This window comes from Enterobacter sp. 200527-13 (genome assembly GCF_027924865.1).
Taxonomy (GTDB): domain Bacteria; phylum Pseudomonadota; class Gammaproteobacteria; order Enterobacterales; family Enterobacteriaceae; genus Enterobacter; species Enterobacter ludwigii.
The window spans coordinates 19,875-46,607 of record NZ_BSCM01000014.1 but is presented as its reverse complement, the minus strand read 5'-3'; the positions used below and the strand labels follow the sequence as shown (position 1 = coordinate 46,607).

Sequence of the window (26,733 nt, the reverse complement as noted above, 5' to 3'; positions counted from 1 at the left end):
GCTGAAATATCAGGATAACAGGAGAGTAACAGGTGTGATGTATGTCGTTGTTTTACACATGGAAATAATTTGATGAGAATATTCTTACTTTTTTTATTGAGGAAAAAACGCGCTCATCTATATTAGATAACAGTTTGGTCCTAAGTGTAACTTTTTTTGCCTATTTTTTAACCGCCACACCCCCTCGAACCGACCCGCATTACTGGCCGTGTAACGCACGGTATGCCTGATGTTGCGGTGTCCCAGATAGTCCTGAATCAGCCTTGTATCCACGCCGCGGTCCGCTAACGCAAATCCGCACGCATGTCGCAACATGTGCGGATGCGAACATACCGAAATTCCCGCCACTTCACCCAGGTTCTGAATCAGCTGATACAGGCGCTGGCGGCTCAGTGGCCTCCCCCACCGGGACAGGAACAGCCAGTCGGTTTCTGACCCCTTCAGGTTTTTTCGCACCTTCAGCCAGGCCTTCAGGGCTTTCATCTCTTTGGCAAGCAAGGGATGGGTGGTACTGAACCCCTGTTTGAGGCGATGGATGTACAGGCAGCCCTCCTGCATGTCGATGTCTGACAGCGTCAGATGGCGCACTTCGCTCACGCGAAACCCGTGTACGAAGCTCATCAGTATCAGGCAGTAGTCCCGCTCCGGGGCACTCCCGGCTTTTGCGGCCTCCAGCAGCTGCTCCACTTCGCTTTGTGTCAGGTAGCGTCTTTGTTTGGTCATTTAGTGTTTCTCCAGAAATATTGTCGTGCGGTAACGCCGCACCCGGGCATTATTCACGTCTGTGTCGTCGGGCTCAAGCCCGCATCCACTGTGGGTATGACTCATGAACACTGACTACAGGAGAAGTCTCAAAAATGTCCTGTATGCACACTATTGCAAAGAACCTGCAAAGAACACGCCACGAAGATTTGACAGGCTGAAAAACCATGACGACAGTCAGAATGACTCATACAGGCGGCCACGCCACCTGTTACGTACGCGGTACCAGACATCGCGTTTTGCCCGCCCACTCCTTGCGGGCTTTTTTTTGGGCAAACACAACCGCAGATAACTGACAAAACGGTCAGAAGGGAAAAATAATGAAGGGCATTTCACGTTCGGGTTCACTTATCACCGCAGCGTTGTTTCTGGCAGTCTCTGCCACCTGGGGCACCACCTGGATTGCGATGAAAATCGCGCTGACCTCATTTACGCCAGTGCTGGCAACGGGCCTGCGTTTTTTGCTCGCATCACCGGTCCTGATTGGGCTTGCCAGAGCGGGCGGGCATCCTCTGTTATTCCCGGCAGGGAAACGTCGCTTTCAATGCTGTCTTGCCCTCTTTTACTTTTCACTGCCTTTCTCGCTGATGATTTACGGAGAATAAACGGTTTCCTCCGGCATGGCCTCCCTGCTTTTTGCCACAATGCCTGTGGCCGTACTTTCAGTCTCCTGGCTGCTGACCCGGCAGGGCGTATCACGCCTGCAGCTCGCCGGGACGGCGATTGTGATGCTGGCTCTGGCAACCATCATTATCAGCGAGAGCGGCACCACTGAAATTCAGAGCTGGAAAGGGGTGGCCGCAATACTGCTGGCCGTGGGCTGCCATGCCGTCATGTACGTGATGAGCAAAAAACACTGTGGCGGGATATCGGTGCTCACCAGCAATGCGCTTCCCTGCCTGGGTGCAGCGCTCATGTTGCTGATTGTGGGATTCGTTCAGACCCCTGTGGGCCTGACACATATCGATACCCGTGCCATTGCCGCAGTCATCTACCTGGGAGTGGTTGCCGGCATCCTGGGTATCATGGCGTACTTCCAGCTGCAGAAAAGGGTTTCACCGTTTCGGGCCTCGATGGTCTATTTTATCTTCCCGCTGATTGCTCTTTCCCTTGATGACATTCTTAACGGACAGACCATCTCGCCACTGTCGGCACTGATGGTTATCCCTCTTCTGGTCGGGCTCTTTCTGGTACTGCGCCCCTCCCCGCTCAGCGCGTCCCGGTAAACGCTTGCTCAGGCACGCCCGCTGCCAGTACCAGCGTCAGAAGCCCCCCGCCGGCAGGGTGTTCCCGGATGACAACGTGCAGCCCCCGCGCATCCAGGGCATCACCGGCAACGCGACTGTCACCGACAACGATAAATTCCACCGCTGCGGTCAGCCGGCCCTGTTCGTTAAAATACCGCTGCAGTTCTGATTTTCGCACCAGTAAGGCGGATGTATCCGCGTATTCACTGTAAAGAGTGCCGGCCTCCCACTCCTCATCTGCCACCACGGCACTGACCCAGCCCAGTGATTTCAGGTGCTCAATTGCATGTGTCAGGCGAAACAAATCCGACTGCTGCGAAACCGGCTCCGTGCAGGACTGCCAGAGGTATTGCAGCCGGTTCAGCAATCCGGCAGCAGGGCCTTTCATTCTTCCCAGACGCAACAGGCTGTCGATGTCGGGCGCAACAGAACGCGGAAACCGGCGTTGTTTCTGCACATCCGCCAGCCAGCGCACCAGGAAGGTATGGACAGTCAGCGGCGACAGCGCCTGACCGTCCTGCTGGGCCAGACGTAAACCCACCAGCGCACACCAGGCAAAATGCGCCAGGTCGGCCAGTGATTCTTCGGGAGGTAGTGCAGTGAGATTCTTTTTATTCATGACGGGGATTATATCGGCAGCACGTAGCGCGGAAAAGGGCTGAAGGCCGGGGGATAACATCAGCGCCGAAGAGTGACATATTTCCTCATCGTCAGGCTGTACACTCAGGCGCAAATAACGCTCGTCCGGGCGAGAGTGACGGGTACTGTCATTGCCTTAACCTGCGCGGTAAACTGGTTAAAGGGCGTTGTGAAGACGCCCCGGGCAACGCGGTTCAGGATGACTGGCGTTATATTCGTTACGTCTTTACGATTTGCGCCAGTTACCGCTATCCATGCATCAATGAGCATCTCGCTAATCCCCTGCTGAGCGCTTTCATCGTGGACTCTCCCCAGCGTATCAGGGTTGAGCAGCAGCACCATTTTGCATTCTGGTGCACTGGCCGCCTCCCATATCCAGCGTAACAGCGTCGGTGGTGAACTCCGCCGCTTCTGCTGGCGTTGCCACGAATATTTGCCAATCTGTTGCCAGACTTCGGTTTGAAAACGCAGGATAAGCGCACGGTAATCGGTCATGCTCTTGCGGTACGGCAACGTCAGCGTAAAGCTGAACGCCACCAGTCGCGGGTAATGGTCAATGGCCTGTTGTAAAAACATACGAATGGTGGCCGGGGATCAGCAGTCAGCCCCGGTAATTTCAGAAACAGAATGATTCACGATGAGGGTTCTCGTTTGTTGATTCAGGTTACACGCTAAATTTCTGGTGCAGAAGGAGGGAAACAGGACTTATCCCGGAAGCGTGTTGCAGCAGTAATTCCTCTGCCAGTTCGCCTCTTCGATGCTGTAGATACCGGTCAGGCAACGTGGACAGGACTTCATCCCCTGATAATGCTCACCGCACCACACGCAGTACCAGGCAAGTGACATTACAGGGGCACCCAGTCCACGAATAATACTGCGCAGCCTGTTGTGCCGGGCTTCGGCCTTCACCTCCGGGTCAAGATGGGCGCAGGCCATCAGCACATGCCGGGCTACGGTCTGCTGGTCATGCTCAAACCACGGGTCCTCCTGCGTACCGACATGCAGTATCAGCCGGCAGCCACAGGACGTGCAGCTCCATATCTGTCCCGGTGCACGCGTGGCCTCCCCGGCTGTCGCGAAGTGGCCTTCACGGTCATTTGCCAGGTAACACTTCAGCATGCGCATGCCGTCACCTCTGCAGAATGGTCATCTTCGCCAGTGCGCTCACGGCTGTATTCACCGGTATGGCAGGTCAGGCAGTAGCGTTCGCCGTGGTACTCGCTGTCACAGCCCTGACAGTGCCAGTCTCCCCTGCGCACCACGGGCGGGGCACCCGGGATAACCCGCTGCAGACGCTCTGCCAGCCTCAGCTCTCCGGCTTCCGGTTTCACGTACGGGCAGTGCTGCCTTCCGTTATCTGTCAGCATGGCCGCCTGGTGTTCAAACCACGGACGTTCAGTCCGGTATTCAGGGTGATATCGCAGTGCACTGTCGCACAGGTGGCAGGTATAGCGGTCATACGGGTATTGTTGTGCGGTTCTGGCACCGGTCAGACGACCATTACCGTCAAGGGCCATAAAGGATTTTGCAAACATGGTAATGCTCCCTGCCACCAGACGACACGCAGGCGTCAGCCGTCCCGGTACGGGCAGCGTGGCAGGGTGAGAATGGCGGTTTAGTTATGTGTCAGCGGGTCGGTGACGGCAAAGGCCGGCCCCGGAATACAGAAAAGTTAAGCTTGCGCAGGAGTGCCGGAGGGACGAAAACAAACGGGACAGGGTTTGATACCACAGTACCGTCGCCGGCAACGGGGGCATGTCCACCGTGGCGGGATTTTCCATGCCTGAGTATGGCGTCGTTTTTTCATCCTGACCTTCCCTCTGCTCAGACGCCACGGGAATCAGCAATGCGCTGGCGCAGCCAGGATTCCACATCGCTTCTGTACCAGCGGGAACTGCGCCCTAATTTAATTGGTTTAGGGAATTTGCCGTCGCCAATCAGCTTATAGAACCATTTATCGGTCATGCCGGTACAGGTGGTGATAAAAGTCATATCAATCAGCGGGTCTTCTGCGCTGAGTATGGATGGTGTGATTCCGGTGTGGGTGGTCATGCGCTGTCTCCCTCAGGGTGGTTAATGACGGGAGATTACCGGCGTGGTTGAATTCAGCGGCACGCCGGTACTCCCTCAGAGGATAGGGAAACAGTGTAAAAAATTACCGATCTGGTCCACCGCATGCTCCCCGGGAAAGCAGACTAAGCCGGAATGCTCCGATCGCCCGTATGGCAAACAGAACAACGTTTATTACCATAATAATGGCGATGGCAGAGCAAACAGCGCCACCAGATTACAGACGTCTGTTGTCGACTTTCTCGCCTTGCGGGAATATCTGCATCGGGACAGTGCTCAAGACTCTCCGGCGTCAGATGAAAAGGGTCATGAAGAAAATACGCGCTCTGGTATGGCGAGACACCACAAACGAACAGTGGGCACTGGCAATACAGGCAACGATACTGACCTGAGGGATATTGTCGGGCGCCCTCAGCACTGATGAAATGCCCTTCCCCGGTCAGGGCAAACGTCATTCTGGTGATCATCAATACCTCCATTTCCGCGTCAGCGGCGTATATTCAGGAACCATGCATATCGTGGGTGAACTGAACATGATTTTGCGGTTGTGCTATCGGACGGAGTGAGTAACAGCTTGAAATGAAGATAAATGGCCCCATCTCAGTGATCCCTTTATCTCAAGGACACTGGCAATGCACATTGACGATTTAATTCGTGACATGCTGGAAGTACTGCTGCTCATTACCGGCACCTCTGACATGCAGGATTTTCTTAATCGCTATTCCGAATCAGATCAGTTAGCGATGCTTTCCGCGTACCGCATAGGCATACGCTACTACGGCTATGATTCAGCCACGCTCAAACAGGATGATGAACCCGTCAACCGTGCTGTTGATGCTCACATCAGTCCTGCTGACTATGCGAAATTGTTGTTTTCAAAACGCGGTGAGCTCAGCAAGGGCTTGGGGTCTTTTCTGCGTTGTACTACACAACAGCAGCGGAATGCATTCTGAGTGTTTTTCGGGTTTAAACAGGGGGTCTCCCCCTGCTATCCTTGCCTGAACCGACTGCAGGCTGCCTGGGGCGACCAGCAGAAGGCCTGACCGAAATCTCGTTGCAGTAATGCCAGCACAGCCCTTCTTTCTGCTCTACCTTCGCAAGATAGCTCAGGATATAGCGAATGTTAGCAATGCTTGCTGCATCGTTGTAACGCACCGGAATGCTGATGTCTGCTGCATAAGCCTCTTTTGTTTCACAACGGTGTAAATGCCCTTCCCCCTGCGTAATCCAGGCCCACACGGCACTCGCTTTTTCAGCCCAGACAAAAGGCTTCTGAGTGATATGCCCGTCAAGCCATAAAACTGCATGAACATGAAAGCGATGGTCCTCGGTCCATTCCATTACGCAGAAATATCCGACAACGGCAGGATACTGTTCCATTTTAGACATTAATATACGGACCTCGTATTCCACAGACTGGATATTACTGCTGAGATATCGACAAGTGTCTTTACGGTAAAATAAGTCAAAGCGTAATGCGTAAAGACAGGAATACCGGTTAATCATCATGTCGGTATGATGGCTGATATGTGATTGCAGGTACCAGTCAATTGTGTAATGGGGAATTGCCGGGGAGTTAATCATCATGGCTAAATCTCATTGCATGGATTATGAGCAGAAAGATGTTGCGCACCAGGAGACTTCCCGGTGTAATATTGGTGAGGTGTGTATAAACTTACTGAGAGGAATGATAATTACGTTTAAGAGTGAGATGACTAATCGACAGGACAGGACAGGACAGGACAGGACAGGACAGGACAGGACAGGACAGGACAGGAATGATTCTATTGAAATGGAGTAATTTAAAGAGATTTAATCTCTGTCAGTTTACCGCGTGTGCTTGAGGTTCTTGTTTATGACGTGCCTGTTGAGGAACCCACTGGCGGGGTCATAAGCCAGTCTGATTATTATGCAAATGACCCTATTAATTATATTAATAACCCAAATTAATTTCGCCCATTAAAAGGCGGGGCAGTGTGATAAACGAGGCCGGATATCATCAGCTATGTAAAGGCATTCCAGCCCTCTTAATACGCAGACTGAGGAGCAGAACCATTCAGCTGACGACATCATTGATATTAAGCAGGCAATAACGATGAAACCGGGATTCTGATATATTGCGGAGACTGTGGGCGTTATCGCGTGCAGGTGAAGCAGTTCTGTATAAGATGCGAAGCGGAAAATAAATTACGGTGCAGGGTGTTTAACCGGGCTCATTGTGGATTATTGCATAGCCCACCTGATATTTCTCCACCACAACTCGGGACAATGAGCTGCCGTCACATGCATGCGAGACCGCCTCCCGGCACGCAGGGCTCACCCTGTGCTTAAACGCCCAGACTGCCAGCTACCATGCCTGATTATGCAGAGGTTGTTGACTAAGCCTTAGTACATCTTATACTAATTTGTATCTTAATTTTTATGTATCTTGTATGTTTTTTTTGCGGATGGGCACATCGATGTTAAAAAGAGATTTCGATTTTGTATTTCTGAAAAAGGCCGGGCTAATGAAGCCCGTAAATAAAAAGCAGACCATCGGTTCAATAAAAAAACTGCAACGCATTTACTGCATGGATTTCTTTGACAGCCGATCATATTCCGAACGTGTTTACTTTCAGGAGTTAAACAGCCTTCTCGGATATTCTTCTGATGAAGTAGACTTTGATAACAGAGTAGAAATGATAAATGCAGCGAAGGCATTAACCTACCCTCTTTTATATAAAAAAGAACAACTCCTTAAAAAACTCACGGTTCAGCATACCAGGTTAATCAGCCTGTACCCTGACACTCATTCGTTACGTTTTTCATTAAATATCCAGCAGACAACACTGATGCCGGATGTATTAAACACTCTGGAAATAAAGGAACGATGTACACTCCTTTCTGATTACATGAACAGGTTGCTGAACAATATGCGACAACGCGTTTGCCTCAAAGACAAGAAAGGCTATTTCTGGTGCTTCATGAAGGATTCAACAGGTATGCCCTACATTCATCTCAACCTGTATTATGAGAATGCATATTCTAATGCTATGCGGGTCACCGAATTTTTAGATCTCTGGGTGGATGTGACAAAGGGGACGGGGTCTGCCATCTTCTTCGGTTTTTCAGAGCATTATAAAAACACAGAAATATATAATGACAAGACACGTAGCACTCTGAAAAAAGGACTGACAATACTCGACGCACAGAAAAAACCTGAGAACATTGTTATGGAAGATTTTAATGAACTGGATGATGTGACTGTTAAGTATTTTGAAGAAGCGTCAGGAAAATCATTTCAGAAATATCTGTTTCAGGTTGCCCGGCAAAGTTATTCTGTCCACACGCTTAATTTTATCTCTCATGCCGAATTGAACAATAAAACAATCTCACCGAATCGTTTTTCTGCTCCTTTTGATCCTGTAAAGGCACGTAAGATCCGCAGTCATGCACTTTCATCATGATTTAACTGACTCTTTCCAAATAACGCTGAAATAAAAAAAATACAGATATATATCACCTTACCGACAACCATCCGGCGTTGTCGATAAGGAGGATAGTCTGGATATTACTGTATTACAGCATCTCTTTGACAGGATATATGCCCTGTCGGTGGAAGGTACCGCCGTCACGGACTCTGCCGCAGTACTGGCGGACTGTTACCTGCAGAACGGCATGAGTCGTGTTGAGGCAGCTGAATTGCTGGTGCTGAACGAGTCCCTTAAAGCTGCCAGCTCAGGTTTTGCCTGCGGGCTCACTGGAGGTGCGCTGCTGCCTCTGACCGTCACCGCCGATGTCTGCTCTTCGCTGTTCATTCAGATGCGGCTGTGTGCGGCCGTTGCCATCACCGGCGGGCATTCCCCCGGAGACCCCCGCGTGCGCCTGCTCTGCTGGGGCGCGCTGGCCGGGGATGCCTGCTCGGATACCATCAGTGGCATCATCACCCGGTTACTGACCCGCGCACTGAGCCTGCCTCAGGCCGAGACCGCGCTGCTGACGGTGGTTCGCGACGCGTTGCTACTGAAAAGCAGCCACGTGTTGCTCAGGGAAAGTCTGCTGCTCCCGTTACTGGGCGGGGTAATCAATGGTGGTGCCGCCTGGCTCGTCACCCGCCTGACGGGGCAACTCGCCATTCGTCTGTTTATTCCACCTGTAACTCCGCCCTGCGCAGCATAATCGTCTGTATTTTACTTTCGGACATCACCTGTCCGCCATTACTCGTATAACACGCTGATTCTCCAGATGCACCGGCCATGCCCTTACAGGCGGGTTTGTTATCGTTTTTGCCCTGACGATACAGACCTGAATGGAGGGGCTATGGCCGTTTATCGCGAAGATGCTGACCTGCGGTTTCTGGGGTGTTGTGATAATGAGGACCTGGATTTACTGGTCAGTCTCATTACCCATGACCAAAAGGATAAAACCCTGCGCTGGACGGAAACGCTGTCCAGCAGCGACAACTACAAACGTTTTCACCCGGCGCACCGTAATTACTGGCAGGAGATTGCCGCTGAAATCCAGACCTTTGGTGCCAGCAGTATTGCCAGTATGTTCAGGGGCGGGAAAGGCGTGTTGTACCGGGAAGTGTTATGCGATGTCTGTGACCATACGGGCGTGAAATACAGGAAGGAGGAGGCAACCGAAACCATCGAGCTCTCCCTGCTGATGAAGATGCTCGAAAAAAGCCTCAGCGAAATGTCCTCGGCTGAGCTGCGGGAGTTTGCTGACAGCATGGGCACGGAACTGACCGCACCAACGGTGCCGCTGATACTGATGGCGATACAGACTGCAGTCCGGTCTTCTGGTTTTGCAGCCTATCGTCTATCGGTCGTGATGCTCAGTACGCTTGCGAAGGTTGTTCTGGGGCGCACGCTCCCCATCGTGACTTATCTGACCCTGACCCGCTCTATCAGTGTACTGGCCGGGCCGGTTGGTATCGCCATGAGCACCGGCTGGCTGATTGCCGATATGGCTGGCCCAGCACGGCGGGTTACGGTTCCGGCCTGCCTACTGGTCGCTTGTCTTCGTCAGCAATATCTATACAAATCAATGTAATCAACGGAAACCCTTCACTATGTCTGCGGAAGAAAAACAGCACGATCGCATGGCATCACGGCTGGCGATCATCATCAGTCGCCTGCTGATGGGGGAACGGTTGTCAGTTACTGGGTTGTCTCAGGAGTTTCGTATCTCGGAGCGCACTCTGCGCCGGGATTTTCGTGAACGCCTGAGCTGTCTGGAACTGACATACCAGCAGGGTTGCTGGTCATTGGCCCACCAGCACGAATGCCTGCGCACCAACCAGCATATTCTGCACTTTGCACGAATAACCCGCACGGAGCAGCTGTTCCCGGCGATGGATAACCGTCTGATATCGGTTCTGACTGACAGCTCCGTAGAGCCACCTTTTATCGTCTGGCAGTCTCCACCGGAGCGCAAGCCCGGTCCCTTCGGCAGTTTCTGGCGTATCACACAGGCCATTCTGGAGCGAACTCTGCTGGATCTGACTGCAGAGGGGCAGCAGTACCGCTGGTTCGCACCTTACCGCCTGATTTATTTCGAGAACGGCTGGTATCTGGTCGGAGAGTACGCCCGACAACTGCAAGTCTTTCTGCTGGAAAGCATTACCGATGTCTGCCTGACGCCGAGGCAGTTTCTGCGCAGAAAACACATCGATGCCCTGACCGCCGACCCACATTTCATTCACTCACTGCCGCACTTCCAGTACATCCGCACGGTACTGGCAGAAACGGAAAATTAAGGATAATCATGAAAAAATTTGCATTTTCACTGGTGCTTCTTGCTTCAGCTCAGGCCAGTGCAGCCGTAAACCAGTGGACCCGTAGCTGGGTTCAGGGTGTCACGGAATACCGGATACAGAATAAACAGAATGCTGAACTGCTGCTGACCTGTTCACCGGAGGACAATGTGTTCGTTCAGTACACATCACCCGATGGCAAAACGCTCACCAGCGGCAATGATGACGGGCGCAGCGTTCGTGCACAAACCGACAATGGCGACATCTTTCTGATTAACGACACTCTGTCTGATGCCGGGGGGAGTAACTTCGAAACCTTCTGGGACGCTGCCCGTCAGTCACACCGGATTCATATAACGGCGACCGGACTGACCTCAACTACTTTCACCTTCAGCAATGCCGCAAAAATTCTGCCTGAGTTTGATAAATCAGGCTGTCTGACCCGTATGTGAACCTTTACGACTCCAGCAAACATAAGGAAAAAATAATGAAAACAGCAATGAGTGCCCTCACCCTGGCACTGATGATTTCTCCTCTGACACATGCAGCAGAGGCACCGGTCAGAATTGGTCTCGAGCAGGTAATAAATCCCTATTACCCAAATCTACACCAGCAGCGCGTTCACGTTCAGTCACTGGCTGACAGCATCACCATTCAGGATGTTGTCGTTAACCGGGGGAACTGCCCGATTCAGAAGATGCCCACCGTCTACGCAGGCAGCAAGCCTGTCCCGCTGATACCGTCAACGCTTCCTTACGGCAAAGAGATTGCCGTCTACATTAAAGGCCCATGCGGTGTGGCAGAGATTAACGTCATCACCAGTCAGGGGGACTGGCTGATGAAGTACTAGTTTCGATTGAACAATATCTGGTCTGACAATCAGTTGTCAGACCCTGTGGTGGTATCAATCGTAATATCAAAGAAATCAGGTATTAATACTGCGTATTAATAACCATCATAAACCCCTCCCCCGTAAGGTCCCTCCCCTTATGAAGGATTCGCCATACTATATATCTCATTATTTCATTACGTTAGCAGTCCTGCCACTGCTTGTCTGACTGCTTTGTGCCAAAAGCGGAAGTAGCTAACAGTGCTTAGTGTTGAACAACGGGAAGCTGGTCAACTCTTATTACTAACTGATCGTTGTATCTAATGCTGGGGGCAGGTCAGGCCGGATCGTGCAAGCGGCCTAACAAATTTCGTTGAGAACAATTATTGATGTTGTTAGTTATTCTCCTACCGAAATTATTCTTCCAATTTCATTAACTATTGCCTCCTTGCATTGCATGAGTTCTTGCCGATAAAAGGTTTCATGTTTATGGAAACGTGGCGCTGGAACTAATAATGAGATAGAAAAACGACCAAAAAGTGTGTCCAGCGCTACCGCTATCGTGCAGACACCCTCAAGAGTTTCACCCAGATCTATAGCCAGCCCTTTGGCACGAACATCAGCGATCAGCTCCAGAAGCTGTGGAAGAGTTTTAACTGTCATTCCGGTGAGATCTTCATAGGCTTCGCCTACCAGTATGCGGACATCTTCATCACTTTCCATAGCCAGTAACACACGTCCGCCGGAAGTGCTGTAGAGCGGCAAATTAAGTCCAATACGAGGTACAACACGTAATTCCCGTGTTGCTACGACGTAGTGGATGATTGCCAGCTGTGTACCGCTGGCACGTGCCAGGGTCACTGTTTCATTAATATTGGCCGAAAGTTGCTCCAGGAAGGGACGTACAAGATCCACGACATCGCTGTGCACACTGGAAATAAGTTTGAGTAGTGCAGGTCCCAGACGCAGGCCACCGGCCCCGCTGCTACGCACAAGTTGAGCGCTATCTAAAGCCGCGACAATACGCTGCACCGTTGAACGAGGGAGAGCAACCTCCTGCGCAATTTCTCCCAGACTCATGCCGCCAGGGTGTTTTCCCAGCACATTCAAAATTGCAGCTGCGCGGGCGATAACCTGAATCCCGCCGGTTTTTTCATCCTCAAAGCTTGAAACATTTACGGCCATATAGAGCTCCTTATTGTCCGGTCACGGACAGCCTGTTACCTCAGTTCATGTATTAATTATCACATTGCAATGGACGCTATCGCAATGTAAGATGTCACATGTGTATCATAATGTGGTACATCGTATCGATATAATGCATGAGAACTTTGTATGAATGCACAGCGTATGAATGCACAGCGTTCTACTCCACCTTCGCCCCCCTTTACCTGGCGCCTTGCAATGGGATTTGTGGGGATACTCATCGCAGCCTTAACTTCCGGACTTAATGGTCGGGTTATAGATATAGCGCTTGCGGATGTGCGTGCCGGAATTGGCGTGACTTATGATCAAGCCAGTTGGTTCACCTCTGCCTACCAGGCCGCAGAAGTAGTGGCGATGATGATCGCACCATGGTTTGCTGTGACTTTTTCGCTGCGTAAATTCGCGCTTACTTGCGCTGGCGGTTTTATGGTTTGCGGCATACTTTTACCCTTGCTCCCGAATGCGCCGCTGTTTATTCTCTTGCGAACGATACAGGGCCTGTTTAGCGGTGCCCTACCTCCCTTACTCATGACTGTGGCGCTACGTTTTCTGCCACCATCGATAAAACTTTATGGACTTGGCGCTTATGCTCTGACTGCGACTTTTGGTCCAAATGTGGCCCCTTCACTGGCGGCATTCTGGACAGATGATGTGAGCTGGATGTTCATGTTCTGGCAAGTGGTCCCCGCCATTTTGATTTCGATGCTCTTTATTGGCTGGGGTTTGCCGCAGGACCCAATTCACCTCGACCGATTTAAACAGATCGACCTGTTCGGTATGATTACCGGCTGTTCTGGAATGGCGTTTTTGATAATCGCCATCACTCAGGGTGGACGTCTGGACTGGTTTGAATCGCCCTTATTTAATGGCCTGTTATCCAGCGCCTTCGTGTGCCTGACGATTTTCCTGATTAATGAATGGTTTCATCCCCTCCCTTTGTTCAAATTACAGATGCTGGAGAGAAGTAACTTTTCATATGGCCTGATGGCGCTCGCTGTAGTGTTGGTACTGGCACTGGCTGGCTCTGCTTTGCCGTCCAATTTCTTTGGTAAAGTAGAGGGCTTTCGAACAGTGCAGTTTGCCCCGCTGGCTTTGATAATTGGGCTCCCGCAGTTAATTATCACCCCGCTTGTTGCCGCATTGCTTAGTCTGCGCTGGGTTGATTGTCGCTGGCTGATAGCTTTCGGGATTGTTCTGATGATTTCTGCCAGCCTGATGGGTATGCAGATAACCAGCGACTGGGCACGCCAGAATTTCTGGGCAATACAGCTTCTGCAGGCGATTGGATTACCGTCAATTATTTTACCGTTGCTTATGAGCGCAACCAGCGTTGTGGCTCCCCCTGAAGGACATTATGCCTCTGCTATGTTCAATACCGTACGGGGTTTTTCAAGCATCGCAGCTGGCGTTTTAGTGGAATGGTTTATAAATGACAGAGAGCAATTTCATTCTAATGTTCTGGTCAATAACGTAGCCAACCGCCCATGGTTGATATCGACACCGGTCAGCGAGCAGGCCAGCAGCAGCATTCCTTTATTACACGACGGCAGCATCAGCAACACCGAGAACATCGCTGGATTTATCACCTTATTAAAACATCAGGCAATTGTTCTGAGTCTGGCCGATAGCTATCTCCTGATGACTGGCTTTGCCGTCCTTCTGTTATTACTCACTGTCTGGTTGCCAAAACGTGTCTGGCCGCCCCAGACACTTTTCAACCTGCAATGACAAAATAGAGGTGGTTAAATGAAATTTTCGGTATCGAGAAGAACGACTCTGCTCAGCGCATTATTAATCCTGATGATGACGATGATATTTTTCGTCTGGTCGACAATGCTGAACAATGATACCCGTACCAATGATGCCTATGTGAATGCGGATTACACACTGGTAGCACCAAAAGTATCGGGTTATATCAAAAATATCTATGTTGCGGATAACCAACGTGTTAAAGCAGGGCAAACACTGGCAACGCTGGATGACCGTGACTACAAAATAGCGCTTGAAATGGCGCAAGCTAATTTGCAGCTTAGTGATGCAAAACGCCTGAGCAGCCTTGCACAACTGGAGCAGCAACAATCCATTATTGCTCAGACAAAAGCGACCCTTTTAGCCAGTCAGGCATCGGCGCAGTATGCCAGTCAGAATGCTGAACGTTTTAATAAACTTTATCAAAGAGGTACCGTCGCTGCGGACGATCAACAAAAAGCCCATTCAACACAGCGTTCTGCATCCGCAGTCGTTCGTCAGAACGAAGCTGCTCTGACCTCAGCAGAGAAACAGGTAGGCGTGTTGAGGGCTGCATTACGTCAGGCGGAAGCCGATGTTGCAGTCGCGCAGGCAAAAGTCAGTCAGGCGAGGCTTAACCTTTCTTATACGCATATTGTTGCACCAGTCGATGGGATGGTAGGCCAGCGTTCGGTGCGCCTCGGAGCGTACGTTAACGCAGGGACACGTCTGCTGGCCGTGGTTCCGCTACATCAAACTTACATCACTGCCAATTATCTTGAAACACAGTTGGCAAATGTTCAGCAGGGGCAGAAGGTCTTAATTAAAATTGATGCCATGCCTGGCAAAAAGTTTACTGGACATGTCGATAGTATCGCTCCTGCAACCGGCGCAACGTTTTCAGCCATCCAGCCAGACAATGCAACGGGTAACTTTACTAAAGTCGTCCAGCGTTTACCGGTGAAAATAGTGCTGGATGGTAATCAACCCGATGCAAAATTATTGCGCGTCGGGATGTCAGCCGTTCCTGAAATTGAAATCCGCTAATATTCCAGATATACTCAAAAAACGCTCTATTTTTTAATGTCTGGCTTAGAAACGGCGTTCCAGTTATCTATACATAATTTCCTGTTGGAAATAAAGGGCACTGACACCAGGCTAACTTCATGTTACAAAACGCATGAGCGATCACGATCATATTTAGTCGACCCTCATTTACAGAGAGTGATCGACTAAATTTTTTCAGTCAACAATACTGGTAAATAATAGGTTATTCTTCACGCCTGGCTATCAAAATACTTAATGCTGCATAAGTGCCAGTGTTTTTTCCTTAACACGCTGCAAAATTTTCTGCGCCTCCTCGGTTGAACGAATATTGGTGTATCCAATGACTAATCCATAACGTTTTCGTGTCTGCGCATACCAGCTCGAGAGTGGCCGGACGTAAAGCTCGTGCTGTGTCCATAATGCAGCTAATGCAGTATCTTCAATGCCACGTTGCAGGAAGGCAACAATATGCATACCGCCATCTGTAAGCTCAAATTCAAAAAAACCTGGAAAGGTCGTTTCAATTGCGTCAAGCATCATGCGACGCCGCTGCTGGTAGAGTAAACGCATCTTTTTTATATGCCGGTAGAAGTGCCCTTCACTAAGGAACTGTGCAAGGATTTTTTGCGGTAGTAATGGCAGACCCGTTTCAAGGATTTCACCCAGTTCACTGAAACGGGCTACCGTCTCCTGTGGCACTACCATATATCCGATACGCATAGCTGGCATTATCGTTTTACTAAATGTACCAGTATAAATAACCCGGTCATGCGTATCGAGGCTTTTCAACGCCGGGATTACTTTGCGTGTGTAGTGAAACTCTCCGTCGTAATCATCTTCAATTATCCAGCTATTGTTTTGCTGTGCCCAGGACAGTAACTGATGCTTACGCGGTAATGAAAGGCTAACTGCGAGCGGACTTTGGTGAGTGGGTGTAACGATAGCGAAGCGTGCATCGTTGTGATAGCGCTGAAGATAATCAACATCCATGCCCTGTCTATCAACAGGTATATAGTGCAGTTTGGATGCCATTCGCTTCAATAATTGCTGACCATAAAAGTAGCCAGGATCTTCAAACAGCACTTTATCATCAGGTTGTGCAAGTACCGACAGAATAAACCGTAAATTGGCCCGATAGCCGCTGGTAACGAAGATTTGCTCTGGTCGGCAATTCAGTCCTCTTGAAATAGTGAGATAACTTGCAATGGCCTCACGTAGTGGCTTAAAGCCCACTACCGGGGGCATGAGCATTTCTTCCGGACGCAGACTTCGCGCCGCTTTTCCCGATATCAACAGCCATTTTTTATGGGGGAATTCATCCAGTGCAGGAATGCCGAGTCGGAGATCACCCTTCCTTTCAGTAACCGGCGTGTCAAGTGAACGAGACGATACATAATTGTCTTCTCTGACCGTTGAGGTCAGCCGGAGCTCCGGATTTATATAGGTCCCCTTCGCCCCCAGACTTACGAAATAGCCTTCTCCAGTAAGAATTTCATACGCGGTTTCCACCGTTTTTCGCGCGACCTGCAACTCGCTCGCCAGCGAACGAATTGAGGGAACGCGCTCCCCCGGTTTCAAAAGGCCGTCCTGAATTTGCTGACGATAGCGGGCATAAATCTCTTTGTACCCCATCAAATGCACCTTTAAATGTCCTATCAATTAATTCGAATAATGACCCTTTTTAACAAGACATACAAGATTAAGATATGGCTATTAACTAAGCCACTCACTATGAGGCGTCATGAAGATTGTACATTACGACACCGTCATTGACCTTGCCCGTTGCTTTGCGCTGATGCAGGAGCTACGCAGCAAACTAACGAATGAGAAACAATTTATCGCCCAGGTACAGCGCCAGCAGGCGCAAGGCTATCGGCTTGCAGGACTGGAGCAGGATGGCAAAACAATGGCGCTGGCCGGTTATCGACTGCTCGAAAATTTCATTCACGGGCAATTCTGTTACGTCGACGATCTGGTAACAGTGAACGAGGCTCGCGGTCAGGGGATGGGTGCAACGCTGTTGAATCACTTAGCGGTCATCGCACGTGAATACGGTTGTGGTCAGATGGTCCTTGATACCGCCATTAGTAATTCAGGAGCCCAGGCATTTTATCAGCGTGTCGGATATACCGCCCTCGGCCTGCATTATTATCGCGATCTCACTTGAGGAAAAAATGATGAAACTGCTTCACATTAAAGTCAGCCCGGATTTATCAGGATCGACATCCCGTGTGGCGTCTGAGCGCCTGGTAGAAAAATTACGCGCGCATCATGCCGGGCTTCAAGAATCAGTGCTGGACCTGGCTAAAAGGCCGCTACCACATCTTGATGCATTTACCATTGCTGGTTTTTTTACCCCACCAGACCTACGCAGTGAAGCTCAGCTCACCGCTATTCAGACTTCGGAACAACTGGTAGATCAGCTTTTAGATTGTGACACGCTGGTTATCTCATCACCGATGTGGAACCTCGGCCTGCCTTCTGTGTTAAAGGCCTGGTTCGATCATATAACCCGCGCCGGACGAACTTTCGCCTTTACGCCAGAGGGCAAAAAAATAGGGCTCGTCAGCGGCAAAAAGGTGTATTGCGTTGTCGCCAGCGGCAGTGTATTTGCACACGGTCCATTTGTAGCGGATGACCAGTTTACGCCATATATTCGCGTAGCGCTTGAATATATTGGCATTACCGACGTGCAATTTATTCGGGTAGACGGTACGCATGATCCCGTCGCTCGTACTACAGCGTTACCTCATGCACTGCAAACCATTGATCGTTTATTTTAAAAAGAGGATTACAATATGTCGTCACGTGTGAATCATTTTAAAACCATTCCCGCACTGGCTAAAACACTAGCCGATGCCTCTATGGCATTAGGAAAAGTCTCGCTGGATAAAAAACTTAAGCACTTAGTGGATATCCGAGCCTCACAGATGAATCATTGTGCGTTTTGTCTGGATATGCACGTTAAAGAAGCAAAAATGCATGGGGAGCGTGAACTGCGTCTTTATCACGTTGCAATCTGGCGGGAATCGCCACTGTTCAGCGCCAAAGAGAAAGCTGCTCTGGCACTGACTGAAGCGTTGACACGCATTGGTGATAATGGTGTAAGCGAAGCGCTTTACAGCGAATTGCGCGAACATTTCTCTGAAGTGGAAGTATCAGAGTTAACTTTCACCATTGCTGTAATCAACGCCTGGAATCGTCTCCAGATTTTATCACAGATGTCACCAGGATCGATGGATAGCGCTTACGGTCTGGATCGTGCTGAATTACATTAATAAATGTCCGCCAACAACATTTCTTGTTGGCGGCTTTATTTTTTATTATTAGCTTACATATGTTGTAATAATCACCCACAAATAGTATTCATAGTGTATTTTTAACCTAATATTATATATGCTTATAAGAATATTAAGATCGATTATATTTATCGCTAGCTGTTAAAAAAGTAAAAACCGCCTTTCGGCGGTTTTTACTTTGGAGGAAATGAGTAACCAATCGCGAGAAGAAAACGAATGGTAATTTATGCCTTGGCCAGCGGCTTCATTCGAAAGCTGACGCCCATACGATTAAGTGCATTCATTGTTGCAATAACGATGGTCAGATCGACCAAATCTTTTTCACCAAATACTGAAAGCGCTGCAGAATACGCTTCATCCGAGGCATGTGTCTCACTTACTCGGGTAACTTCTTCAGCCCATGCCAGTGCCGCTTGCTCCAGATCCGAGAATAAATATGTAGCTTCCTCCCATACGGGAATCAGAACTATTTTCTCTACTGACATGCCACACTTCATAAGATCGCGGGTGTGAATATCAATACAATGCGCGCAGCCATTAATCTGAGATACTCTTAAAAAAACCAAATGTATTAACTCTTCCGGGAGATTTGTTCCTGTTGTGGCAAAATGATGCAGCGTTCCCAGTGCTTTTGAACCTTCTGCAGATACCTGGAACCAATTTGGACGTTTCATGTGTTTTCCTTTAGAAAGTGATAGTTGATTGATTTATCTACGGAAATATACCTAACCTTCTTCAGAAGGGTTACTGATGGATACTTCAGTGTTAAGTCATCATAATCAAAATTGACATGTAAAAAAGACACAAAGGAGAGGAAAACGGGTAGGACATGATAAAAATGAAATGCCATGAAATTAGTATGGGTTTAACTTTGATTCAACAATGATGATTGTTTGAATGGCCAGTTTTAGTCTTTATGCAGAAATGGCATCTGAGAATGTGACTTGGTGAAGGCCTTCATCATAATGATAAAAAAGGTGCAGGATACATTGTCGGAACACTCTTTCTTCTGGCTGAACTGACGATTACCAGCAGGCTAAAGCCTGGCTATCCCAAACGACAATCGACGTTCCCCGGGAAGAAATGTTTAATTCATATGTAATGAAATTCGTTCTGTACGTCCACCTCTCGCTCATAAGGGACAATCATACTCGAATCTCCCATATTACAGTAGATTTGAGTGTGAACACTTCATCGTGGAACATAGGCAGTATCGTAGGCCAAAAAAGACCAGTTCAGATATCTCATATCTGGAGGAACCGAATCCGGCTTGAATTGGAAGGTAAAAGGCGCGATCTAGCTCTGTTCAATATGACCTTGGACAGTAAGCTTCGAGATTCTGATCTGGTCAAACGCAAAGTATCTGATGTGGCAGATGGTAGCTTGGTTTCAAGCAGAGCAACGGTATTGCAACAGAAAACCTGTAGTCCTGCGCAATTTGAGACCACCAAAGGAACAAGAGAAATAGTTGCTGCATTGATAAAGCTTGGCAATTTGCACAGTAAAGACTTCTTGTTCCGGTCTCGGGCCAGAACTAATCAGTAAATATCAACTCGAAAATACAACCGAATCTTTAATAGGTGGGTAGAAAAGCTTGGTTGACCTGCTCCCTGTTTATTAACACGCGTCAACAGATGTGGAATAAATTACGAACTTCCGCTGTTCGCTCATAGCAGACATTAGCTAGCTGTCGCCTCCCTGAACTATAAAGAGTTTTCCCCTATTACCTCTGCAACACCAAATCCATGCAGACAGGCCGCACTTCTTTATCGGAAGTGCGGCCTGTCTGCATTTATGCCGTTAACCACAAAGGAGATTTATCATGAAATTAGCCAGCCGCTTCGGACGGATTAACCAGATACGCCGCGACCGTCCACTGACGAACGACGAACTGATGATCCATGTTCCCAGTGTATTTGGTACCGACAAGCACGAATCCCGCTCTGACCGCTACACCTACATCCCGACCATCACACTGCTTGATAGCCTGAAGCAGGAAGGCTTTCAGCCATTCTTTGCCTGCCAGACCCGAGTGCGCGACCAGAGCAAGCGTGAGCACACCAAACACATGCTGCGCCTGCGCCGTGAGGGGCAAATCACCGGTAAGCAGGTGCCAGAAATCATTCTGCTCAACAGCCATGACGGCTCCAGCTCATACCAGATGTTGCCGGGGCTATTTCGTGCAGTCTGCCAGAACGGGCTGATTTGCGGTGAGAGCGTTGGTGAGGTACGTGTGCCGCATAAAGGCAACGTGGTGGAGAAAGTCATTGAAGGGGCTTACGAAGTGCTCGGGATTTTTGACCAAGTGGAGGAGAAGCGCGATGCCATGCAGTCGCTTTTGTTACCGCCACCAGCACAACAGGCGATGGCGAAAGCGGCATTAACTTATCGCTTTGGTGAAGAGCATCAGCCGGTAACGGAATCGCAGATACTGACGCCACGCCGGTATGAGGACCGTCAGGACGACCTGTGGACAGTTTATAACCGCATTCAGGAATCGTTGCTCAAAGGCGGTTTGCCCGGACGTACCGCACAGGGTAAACGTACCCATACCCGTGCAGTTAACGGAATTGATGGCGACATCAAACTTAACCGCGCGCTCTGGGTAATGGCCGAAGAGCTGCAGCAGGCTCTGAGCTGATGCAGCATGTTCCGGATGATGCCCGTCAGGCAGAAGTTTATCCACTTTCCCTGAATGAGGTTCCGGGCTGCCGCTCCATCTCTGATGACGACCTGTGCGCCTGGTGCACACATCTTCTCTACCGACCCGGAGAACTCAGCCTTTGTCAGTTAAGCCTGACCGACAGTATATGGCCCACCCGTTGTGATGAGAACGGCTATGCGCAGTCCTGCCCGTCACTCCTGCTAATCCATCATCCCCAACCCCATAAATAAACAAGGAAAAACGAATATGACCGACATTATCAACCTTAACGATACCCTCCCGTTACAGCCACAATCTGCCGATACCCGTTCTGTGCCAGCTCTGACCGCCATGCTCGTGCCGGATGAACAGCGTGTGGAATTCTGGCCGCAGCACTTCGGCAGCATACCGCAGTGGATAATCCTCGAACCGACCGTCTTCGCCTGGATGGACCGGTTCTGTGCTGACTACAACGGCGGCATCTGGCAGTTTTACACGCTGAGCAACGGCGGTGCGTTTATGGCCCCGGAAACAAATGAAGATACCGATGAACAATGGGAGTTGTTCAACACCATGAACGGTAACGGCTGTGAACTCAGCGCTGAAGCCGCCGGGATAGTCGTCTGTCTGATGACTTACAGCCACCACGCCACGCGCACCGAATGCGACACCATGACGGAGCATTACTATCGCCTGCGGGACTACGCCCTTAACCACGCGGAATGCAACGCCATCATGCACATCATCGACTAAGGTCAGTTGCTATGGAACAACAGTTACCGTTATTTGCCCGTGAATTAGCCCCTGCCGACCAGCAAACCATCAGGGAAGCATTAACCCTGCTGGAATGCCAGTTACGCGAACCCGGCGCGTCGTTTGCCTCCAGTAATGCCGTCCGCGACTGGCTGCGTCTGCAACTGACGCTGGAAGAAAGGGAAGAATTTACTGTTCTCTTCCTCGATAACCAGCATCGCCTGATAGCCCATGAAGCGCTCTTCCGGGGCACCATCAACAGTATGACCGTATACCCCCGGGAAGTCGTAAAGGCCGCTCTCAAACACAACGCTGCGGCTGCCGTTCTGGCTCACAATCATCCTTCCGGAGAGGCAGAGCCCAGCCATGCTGACAGACAAATCACCGCCCGTCTGAAGCAGGCGCTTGAGCTGGTTGATATTCGCCTGCTGGACCATCTGGTCGTCGGCGGAATGAATGTCATCTCGTTTGCAGAGAGAGGCTGGCTGTAGCACAACAGGAAAGTAACCCGATGAAAATTATCAGCAAGCGTCAGGCAATGGCGATATACCGCCAGCATCCACAGTCCCGGCTGTTTCGCTTCTGTACCGGCAAATACAAATGGTCCGGCAGCGTCTGCCACTACGCCGGGCGGGAGGTGCAGGATATCAGTGGGGTACTCGCTGTGTTCGCGGAGCGGCGTCAGGACCGTAACGGCCCGTATGTCGTCTTACGCAGCGTCACGCTCAATTAACTCACGTTTAAGGAAGGCTTACATTGTCGAATAAAATACCGCCTGTAAACCACAATATCACCGAACCCTGGTGGGGGCTGAGACGTGACGTCTCCGCCTGTTTTGGCGCACGACTGGTCCAGGAGGGTAACCGCCTGCATTACCTCGCTGACCGGGCCAGTATCACCGGCACCTTCAGCGAGGCGGATTTACGTCATATCGACCAGGCGTTTCCGGTACTGCTCAAACAGCTGGAGTTAATGCTGGTTTCCGGTGAACTGAATCCACGCCTTCAGCACAGCGTCACGCTAAAAGCGAAAGGGCTGACATGCGATGCAGATACATTGGGCAGTTGTGGTTACCTTTATATTGCGATTTATCCAACGTCAGTCAACAGCATCTCACATGAACCCGCGCCCTAATTCATCCCCTTTTTAAACCGATTTAATTCAGGAGCATTTCATTATGCAAACCTTACCCGCCAGCCCTAAGCGGAAGGCACCGTCACGCCCGACGCCCGTTGAAATCTGGCAGCAACTTCTTACGTATCTGCTGGAAAGGCATTACGGTCTTTCGCTTAATGACACACCATTTTTCGATGAGCTGGTTATTACGAAACAAATTGACGCCGGGATTTCACTGGCAGATGCACTCAATTTTCTCGTGGAAAAATCTGAACTGGTGCGAATTGATCGTCCCGGATTCTCCGTTCATCAACAGTCCCCTTTTATCGGGGTAATTGATATTCTCCAGGCCAGACGGGCAACAGGGTTGATGCAACGCAACGGGTATAAAAGGATCTCTCATCTCATCGAGGGGAACGCCGCTCAGGAGCAACATTCATGAAATTTTCCCTGACCGTGGAAGCCGATGCCATTAACATACTGGCCCTCAACATGGGCCGGTTCGCTGTAGATATCGACGGTATTGAACTGGAAGACCTGATTAATGTGGTGAACCAGAACGGTTATTCGCTTCGCGTTGCTGATGCCCCCGGAAAGATGATTGTTGTAGATCCACTTCCGCCCGTTGCTCGCCTGAACGGCATTTAGTGTAGCACCGCCCATATCACCGAAGCCGACAACGCTCTTTTGTTTGCCCTTTCACACCATCATGAAGATTTTGGTGACTGCGAATGGATTTTGTACACCGGCTCGGGTTATCTGCTTCATCTGGGCGCGTGGTCGTTTCCGGTCTTACGCCTCAAACGCCTGGGTCTTTCAAAAGCCTGTCGTCGCCTGGTGGTAGCGCTGATGCGCCGTTACTCCACAGGCATTATTCATCTTGATGCCTTTGGCGAAGTGCTACCGGGCTTCGCTACGTTTGACTGGTAGCTCAACCTCAATCCTCATAAGGTTTTCGCGTGCCAGAATTAACCATCGAAGCGGCTCTCAACATTCTGATTGACTGGCTGCAGGACAATATCAGCTGCGATACGGAGCTCATCTTCGACAACGACGATGACAATACCGACTCCGCAACACTGTTGCTCTGGACTGAATAGGCACTCAGGGACGTTCGCGATCTCCATCATCTTCAGCTTCTGCAACAGGCCAGAACAAATTAGTTACTGAACCAAACTCACCACACACGTATAAGCGCCAGCCCCCTCCGGTTGGCGTTTTGCTTTGTATAAGGAAAGAAATGATGTCAGACCTTACCCTTACCAAACCCGAAGTATTCACCGAACATACCGACGTGATTTGCTCAACCAGTATTGAACGTATCGTTACGGGTCGTAACGCCGCGCTTACGCAGATTGAAGTGCTCATTCAGCAACTGGACGATATCTCAGAGCTGACCCGCAGCATCGGCGGTAAAACTGCCCTGGACTGGGCTATGAAGCAGGACTTCCGCTGTGGCTGCTGGCTAATGGAAAAAAGAGAAGCAGCGATGAAAGCCATTACCCGCAATCTCGATCGCAGTATATGGCGGGATTTGATGAAGAAGTCGGGGATGCTAAGCCTGATGGACGCTCAGGCGCGTGACCAGTGGTACAACAGCTTGGAAAAGGAGGATATTCCGGCGGTCAGTGAACAGAATATTATCAGCACCTTTGAACAACTGCATCTGAATAAAGGCGAGGTGTTTGAGCGCGGAGTTATAAATGTGTTCAAAAGTTTATCGTGGGATTATAAGACGAATTCACCCTGCAGGTTTGGCGCGAAAATTATCGTTAGCGGACTGGTCAAATGTGACCGGTGGGGATTTGGGCTGAACTGGGGCTGGCAGCGTGACCGGCTAGCGGACCTTGAGCGCATGCTGATGCTTCTCGATGGTAAGCCGGTTCCCGACAACCGTGCTGACGTTACACGTCGACTAGGAGACCATATCCATGAGAACAGGCACAGCAACCGTTACGAGGACGAAATGTTTGCAATTAAGTATTTTCAGAAGGGAACAGTACACATTACGTTCAAACGACCAGAACTGGTTGATAAGCTGAATGGCATCATTGCCCGGCACTATCCTGGAATGTTATCTGCCCGAGAATGAAATATGCTAATAGACAGTTGATTATTTCTGTTCAAATTTCCAAATCAAGGAGAATACACTTGGGGGCCCTTTTGGGGGCCCAAACAATTATTGAACAGTAAAATAACCTTATTTCACAATCAACATACACACCCAATACGATTCCTGCAGGGGACACCATGCTCTCATCGGCGCGCCGATACACCGGCACAAGGCGAGTGGTTCCGGTAAGATTATCAAATACCTGTTTTTCCGCAGTGATAATTCTCATTCCGGCCTTTCTCAGACGTGACACCTCAGCAGCAATCCGCTGGATCCCAAACCAGAACAGCGCATCAAGCGCGGTTACCTCCAGACCACTTAACAGAGCACGCTTCAGACGTTCCGTGGGGGGCTTAATTTCTTTGGCTATCTGCAGAAAAGGTTCCGCGGTCAATTGTGTCGCTTCCGTTCGCCGTATACGTGTGGACAGATGATATTGAAAAACGTCAGGTACATCGCTCAAATCGGACTTCACGCTCCAGACACAGCCAAACCGTTTCCCGTTAAAAATGACATTCTTCTGGCTGAGCTGCAGTTCATCACGCAAGCCGGCAATTAACTGAGGTGTCCGCACGAGCAGCAGGCGGAAAGGCAGCTCAAAGCTGGTAACGTAATCGACATTGATCAGGGCAATACGCAGACGCGCCTCGGCCCCGGCCTGGATCGCCTTGCACTCGCTTAAAACGTCGGCCCACTGACGGGTAAGACGCGGAGGTTCATTCGCCTCGGTAAATCTGTATTTTTCAATCTGATAATCGATTTGCTCTGTCACCCGCTTTTCCCTGTCAGTCACGTTTTAGCCGCTAAAGAGAATTTAGCAGCACAGGTTATTATGCTCCAGAGGTGATGTGCAGTGATTGAACCCTCATTTATACGGGTTATGTTATTCCGTATTACAATTCCACTGCTTTGCTCCACAGACCCTCTTCTCTTTCAGGCAACCATCATGAAACAAATCACGCTCTCCGATTTGAAGCAACAAAGTGAAGCGGCGGCTAACGCCCCGCGTTTACGCGCACATCGTAACTTTCATCCTGAACTGAGCGACCCGGTTCAGCGGCTGGCCATCGCGATGGAACCTGGCACCTATGTTCGCCCTCATCGTCATCCGCATACCTTTGAGCTGTTACTTCCCCTTCGCGGGCGTTTTGTCGTGCTGAATTTTGACGACCAGGGCATCGTCACCCGTCGCGTCGTATTAGGTGAAGCGTGTATGGCGCTGGAGATGGAGGCGGGAACCTGGCATGCCGTGCTGTCACTGGATCATGGCGGCGTTATTTTTGAAGTTAAACACGGTGGCTATCAACCGGTGGCTGATGAGGATTTCGTTACCTGGGCCCCCGCCGAGGGAGAGCCCGATACAGCCGCGCTGATGGCATGGTATAAACAGGTACAGCCTGGCGATGCGGCCTGGAAAGCATAACGACTGCTTTCAAAATATCCAAACAGATGCAGTCGCGCATCTGTTCTGGTTTATAAAAACAGAAAAATCAAAGACCTTTCGAATTGCCGCTTTTTTAATCAAGCACGAGTAATAGCA

General features: G+C 50.0%; 35 protein-coding genes and 3 pseudogenes. 26 read left to right on the top strand and 12 right to left on the bottom strand.

What is annotated here, in order from left to right; all coding sequences use genetic code 11:
* Positions 1-117: 117 nt before the first annotated feature.
* Positions 118-723: a tyrosine-type DNA invertase gene (locus tag QMG44_RS23415; protein WP_232938140.1), complete on the bottom strand. Its 606-nt coding sequence runs from the start codon at positions 721-723 to the stop codon at positions 118-120.
* A gap of 359 nt (positions 724-1,082) precedes the next feature.
* Between QMG44_RS23415 and QMG44_RS23410 the strand changes: the two genes are divergently transcribed.
* The gene (locus QMG44_RS23410) at positions 1,083-1,367 is read left to right on the top strand and encodes an EamA family transporter (RefSeq protein WP_232937925.1); all 285 of its coding nucleotides are present in this window, start codon (positions 1,083-1,085) and stop codon (positions 1,365-1,367) included.
* 15 nt (positions 1,368-1,382) lie between these two features.
* Positions 1,383-1,988 (top strand): DMT family transporter, encoded by a 606-nt coding sequence (locus QMG44_RS23405; protein WP_232937927.1) that lies wholly within the window; start codon positions 1,383-1,385, stop codon positions 1,986-1,988.
* Here QMG44_RS23405 and QMG44_RS23400 read toward each other — a convergent pair.
* The 6 genes from QMG44_RS23400 to QMG44_RS24345 all read right to left on the bottom strand — a co-directional run bounded on the left by QMG44_RS23400 (position 1,972) and on the right by QMG44_RS24345 (position 5,173).
* Entirely contained in the window at positions 1,972-2,628 is a 657-nt protein-coding gene (locus QMG44_RS23400) for a DUF2913 family protein (protein ID WP_281853293.1), read from the bottom strand. The genes QMG44_RS23405 and QMG44_RS23400 overlap by 17 nt on opposite strands.
* A gap of 104 nt (positions 2,629-2,732) precedes the next feature.
* The gene (locus QMG44_RS23395; protein WP_281853292.1) at positions 2,733-3,224 is read right to left on the bottom strand and encodes an inovirus-type Gp2 protein; all 492 of its coding nucleotides are present in this window, start codon (positions 3,222-3,224) and stop codon (positions 2,733-2,735) included.
* Between the two features lie 129 nt (positions 3,225-3,353).
* Positions 3,354-3,773 (bottom strand): putative zinc ribbon protein, encoded by a 420-nt coding sequence (locus tag QMG44_RS23390; protein ID WP_281853291.1) that lies wholly within the window; start codon positions 3,771-3,773, stop codon positions 3,354-3,356.
* Positions 3,761-4,183, bottom strand: a complete 423-nt coding sequence (locus QMG44_RS23385) for a zinc-ribbon domain-containing protein (RefSeq protein ID WP_232938049.1) — start codon at positions 4,181-4,183, stop codon at positions 3,761-3,763. The genes QMG44_RS23390 and QMG44_RS23385 overlap by 13 nt, the downstream gene beginning before the upstream one ends.
* A gap of 289 nt (positions 4,184-4,472) precedes the next feature.
* Positions 4,473-4,700, bottom strand: a complete 228-nt coding sequence (locus tag QMG44_RS23380) for an AlpA family transcriptional regulator (protein ID WP_126797019.1) — start codon at positions 4,698-4,700, stop codon at positions 4,473-4,475.
* 143 nt (positions 4,701-4,843) lie between these two features.
* Positions 4,844-5,173 (bottom strand): putative zinc ribbon protein, encoded by a 330-nt coding sequence (locus QMG44_RS24345; protein ID WP_404997246.1) that lies wholly within the window; start codon positions 5,171-5,173, stop codon positions 4,844-4,846.
* Between the two features lie 177 nt (positions 5,174-5,350).
* Between QMG44_RS24345 and QMG44_RS23375 the strand changes: the two genes are divergently transcribed.
* Positions 5,351-5,671: a hypothetical protein gene (locus tag QMG44_RS23375; protein ID WP_281853290.1), complete on the top strand. Its 321-nt coding sequence runs from the start codon at positions 5,351-5,353 to the stop codon at positions 5,669-5,671.
* Positions 5,672-5,684: 13 nt separating this feature from the next.
* Here the strand turns inward: QMG44_RS23375 and QMG44_RS23370 are convergent, their stop codons facing one another.
* Positions 5,685-6,305: a hypothetical protein gene (locus QMG44_RS23370; RefSeq protein ID WP_281853289.1), complete on the bottom strand. Its 621-nt coding sequence runs from the start codon at positions 6,303-6,305 to the stop codon at positions 5,685-5,687.
* An 872-nt stretch (positions 6,306-7,177) separates the two neighbouring features.
* On the opposite strand from QMG44_RS23370, the gene QMG44_RS23365 reads away from it, so the two are divergent.
* From QMG44_RS23365 to QMG44_RS23340, 6 genes are all read left to right on the top strand, one after another.
* Entirely contained in the window at positions 7,178-8,164 is a 987-nt protein-coding gene (locus QMG44_RS23365) for a hypothetical protein (protein WP_281853288.1), read from the top strand.
* Positions 8,165-8,312: 148 nt separating this feature from the next.
* Positions 8,313-8,876: a hypothetical protein gene (locus QMG44_RS23360; protein WP_281853287.1), complete on the top strand. Its 564-nt coding sequence runs from the start codon at positions 8,313-8,315 to the stop codon at positions 8,874-8,876.
* Positions 8,877-9,017: 141 nt separating this feature from the next.
* A complete protein-coding gene (locus QMG44_RS23355) occupies positions 9,018-9,755 on the top strand; it encodes a DUF3944 domain-containing protein (protein WP_281853286.1) in 738 nt (245 codons plus the stop codon).
* Positions 9,756-9,774: 19 nt separating this feature from the next.
* Positions 9,775-10,461 (top strand): WYL domain-containing protein, encoded by a 687-nt coding sequence (locus tag QMG44_RS23350; protein WP_281853285.1) that lies wholly within the window; start codon positions 9,775-9,777, stop codon positions 10,459-10,461.
* A gap of 8 nt (positions 10,462-10,469) precedes the next feature.
* A complete protein-coding gene (locus tag QMG44_RS23345) occupies positions 10,470-10,910 on the top strand; it encodes a hypothetical protein (protein ID WP_281853284.1) in 441 nt (146 codons plus the stop codon).
* 35 nt (positions 10,911-10,945) lie between these two features.
* Entirely contained in the window at positions 10,946-11,308 is a 363-nt protein-coding gene (locus QMG44_RS23340) for a hypothetical protein (RefSeq protein ID WP_281853283.1), read from the top strand.
* A gap of 378 nt (positions 11,309-11,686) precedes the next feature.
* On the opposite strand, the gene QMG44_RS23335 is transcribed toward QMG44_RS23340, so the two are convergent.
* A complete protein-coding gene (locus QMG44_RS23335; protein WP_020688229.1) occupies positions 11,687-12,472 on the bottom strand; it encodes an IclR family transcriptional regulator in 786 nt (261 codons plus the stop codon).
* A 165-nt stretch (positions 12,473-12,637) separates the two neighbouring features.
* Between QMG44_RS23335 and QMG44_RS23330 the strand changes: the two genes are divergently transcribed.
* Both QMG44_RS23330 and QMG44_RS23325 read left to right on the top strand, forming a co-directional pair.
* On the top strand, positions 12,638-14,221 hold the full coding sequence (locus QMG44_RS23330; protein ID WP_281853301.1) for an MFS transporter: 1,584 nt from the start codon (positions 12,638-12,640) through the stop codon (positions 14,219-14,221).
* 18 nt (positions 14,222-14,239) lie between these two features.
* Positions 14,240-15,268 (top strand): HlyD family secretion protein, encoded by a 1,029-nt coding sequence (locus tag QMG44_RS23325; RefSeq protein ID WP_163387534.1) that lies wholly within the window; start codon positions 14,240-14,242, stop codon positions 15,266-15,268.
* 252 nt (positions 15,269-15,520) lie between these two features.
* On the opposite strand, the gene QMG44_RS23320 is transcribed toward QMG44_RS23325, so the two are convergent.
* A complete protein-coding gene (locus QMG44_RS23320; protein WP_047058016.1) occupies positions 15,521-16,900 on the bottom strand; it encodes a PLP-dependent aminotransferase family protein in 1,380 nt (459 codons plus the stop codon).
* Positions 16,901-17,009: 109 nt separating this feature from the next.
* Between QMG44_RS23320 and QMG44_RS23315 the strand changes: the two genes are divergently transcribed.
* The 3 genes from QMG44_RS23315 to QMG44_RS23305 are packed head-to-tail and all read left to right on the top strand — an operon-like array spanning position 17,010 to position 18,546.
* Positions 17,010-17,435: a GNAT family N-acetyltransferase gene (locus QMG44_RS23315; protein WP_020688232.1), complete on the top strand. Its 426-nt coding sequence runs from the start codon at positions 17,010-17,012 to the stop codon at positions 17,433-17,435.
* A 7-nt stretch (positions 17,436-17,442) separates the two neighbouring features.
* A complete protein-coding gene (locus QMG44_RS23310; RefSeq protein ID WP_223239658.1) occupies positions 17,443-18,051 on the top strand; it encodes an FMN-dependent NADH-azoreductase in 609 nt (202 codons plus the stop codon).
* Positions 18,052-18,066: 15 nt separating this feature from the next.
* Positions 18,067-18,546: a carboxymuconolactone decarboxylase family protein gene (locus QMG44_RS23305; protein WP_005131815.1), complete on the top strand. Its 480-nt coding sequence runs from the start codon at positions 18,067-18,069 to the stop codon at positions 18,544-18,546.
* A 245-nt stretch (positions 18,547-18,791) separates the two neighbouring features.
* Here the strand turns inward: QMG44_RS23305 and QMG44_RS23300 are convergent, their stop codons facing one another.
* Positions 18,792-19,241, bottom strand: coding sequence for a carboxymuconolactone decarboxylase family protein (locus QMG44_RS23300; protein ID WP_005131814.1), 450 nt, complete (start codon positions 19,239-19,241; stop codon positions 18,792-18,794).
* A gap of 508 nt (positions 19,242-19,749) precedes the next feature.
* Between QMG44_RS23300 and QMG44_RS23295 the strand changes: the two are divergent.
* From QMG44_RS23295 to QMG44_RS23245, 11 genes and pseudogenes are all read left to right on the top strand, one after another.
* Positions 19,750-20,109 (top strand): annotated as a pseudogene (locus tag QMG44_RS23295) (integrase); the annotation flags it as partial.
* 280 nt (positions 20,110-20,389) lie between these two features.
* The gene (locus tag QMG44_RS23290) at positions 20,390-21,208 is read left to right on the top strand and encodes a DUF932 domain-containing protein (protein WP_281853282.1); all 819 of its coding nucleotides are present in this window, start codon (positions 20,390-20,392) and stop codon (positions 21,206-21,208) included.
* The gene (locus QMG44_RS23285; RefSeq protein ID WP_281853281.1) at positions 21,208-21,462 is read left to right on the top strand and encodes a hypothetical protein; all 255 of its coding nucleotides are present in this window, start codon (positions 21,208-21,210) and stop codon (positions 21,460-21,462) included. The genes QMG44_RS23290 and QMG44_RS23285 overlap by 1 nt, the downstream gene beginning before the upstream one ends.
* Before the next feature lie 100 nt (positions 21,463-21,562).
* A complete protein-coding gene (locus tag QMG44_RS23280; RefSeq protein ID WP_281853300.1) occupies positions 21,563-21,964 on the top strand; it encodes an antirestriction protein in 402 nt (133 codons plus the stop codon).
* A gap of 11 nt (positions 21,965-21,975) precedes the next feature.
* Positions 21,976-22,455, top strand: a complete 480-nt coding sequence (gene radC / locus QMG44_RS23275) for a DNA repair protein RadC (protein ID WP_281853280.1) — start codon at positions 21,976-21,978, stop codon at positions 22,453-22,455.
* A gap of 20 nt (positions 22,456-22,475) precedes the next feature.
* Positions 22,476-22,697, top strand: a complete 222-nt coding sequence (locus tag QMG44_RS23270) for a DUF987 domain-containing protein (protein WP_042894348.1) — start codon at positions 22,476-22,478, stop codon at positions 22,695-22,697.
* Positions 22,698-22,720: 23 nt separating this feature from the next.
* On the top strand, positions 22,721-23,098 hold the full coding sequence (locus QMG44_RS23265) for a type IV toxin-antitoxin system YeeU family antitoxin (protein ID WP_269835963.1): 378 nt from the start codon (positions 22,721-22,723) through the stop codon (positions 23,096-23,098).
* Between the two features lie 43 nt (positions 23,099-23,141).
* Complete coding sequence (locus tag QMG44_RS23260) at positions 23,142-23,522, top strand: TA system toxin CbtA family protein (protein WP_126797038.1); 381 nt, start codon at positions 23,142-23,144, stop codon at positions 23,520-23,522.
* Positions 23,519-24,010: pseudogene (locus tag QMG44_RS23255) on the top strand (DUF5983 family protein). Before QMG44_RS23260 ends, QMG44_RS23255 begins: the two are co-directional and overlap by 4 nt.
* A 29-nt stretch (positions 24,011-24,039) precedes the next feature.
* Positions 24,040-24,180, top strand: a complete 141-nt coding sequence (locus QMG44_RS23250) for a DUF957 domain-containing protein (protein WP_126797039.1) — start codon at positions 24,040-24,042, stop codon at positions 24,178-24,180.
* 143 nt (positions 24,181-24,323) lie between these two features.
* A complete protein-coding gene (locus QMG44_RS23245; RefSeq protein ID WP_232937844.1) occupies positions 24,324-25,172 on the top strand; it encodes a DUF4942 domain-containing protein in 849 nt (282 codons plus the stop codon).
* Positions 25,173-25,338: 166 nt separating this feature from the next.
* Here the strand turns inward: QMG44_RS23245 and QMG44_RS23240 are convergent.
* Positions 25,339-25,965, bottom strand: a pseudogene (locus QMG44_RS23240) (helix-turn-helix domain-containing protein); the annotation flags it as partial.
* Positions 25,966-26,139: 174 nt separating this feature from the next.
* Between QMG44_RS23240 and QMG44_RS23235 the strand changes: the two are divergent.
* The gene (locus tag QMG44_RS23235) at positions 26,140-26,616 is read left to right on the top strand and encodes a WbuC family cupin fold metalloprotein (RefSeq protein ID WP_086532243.1); all 477 of its coding nucleotides are present in this window, start codon (positions 26,140-26,142) and stop codon (positions 26,614-26,616) included.
* Positions 26,617-26,733: the final 117 nt, after the last annotated feature.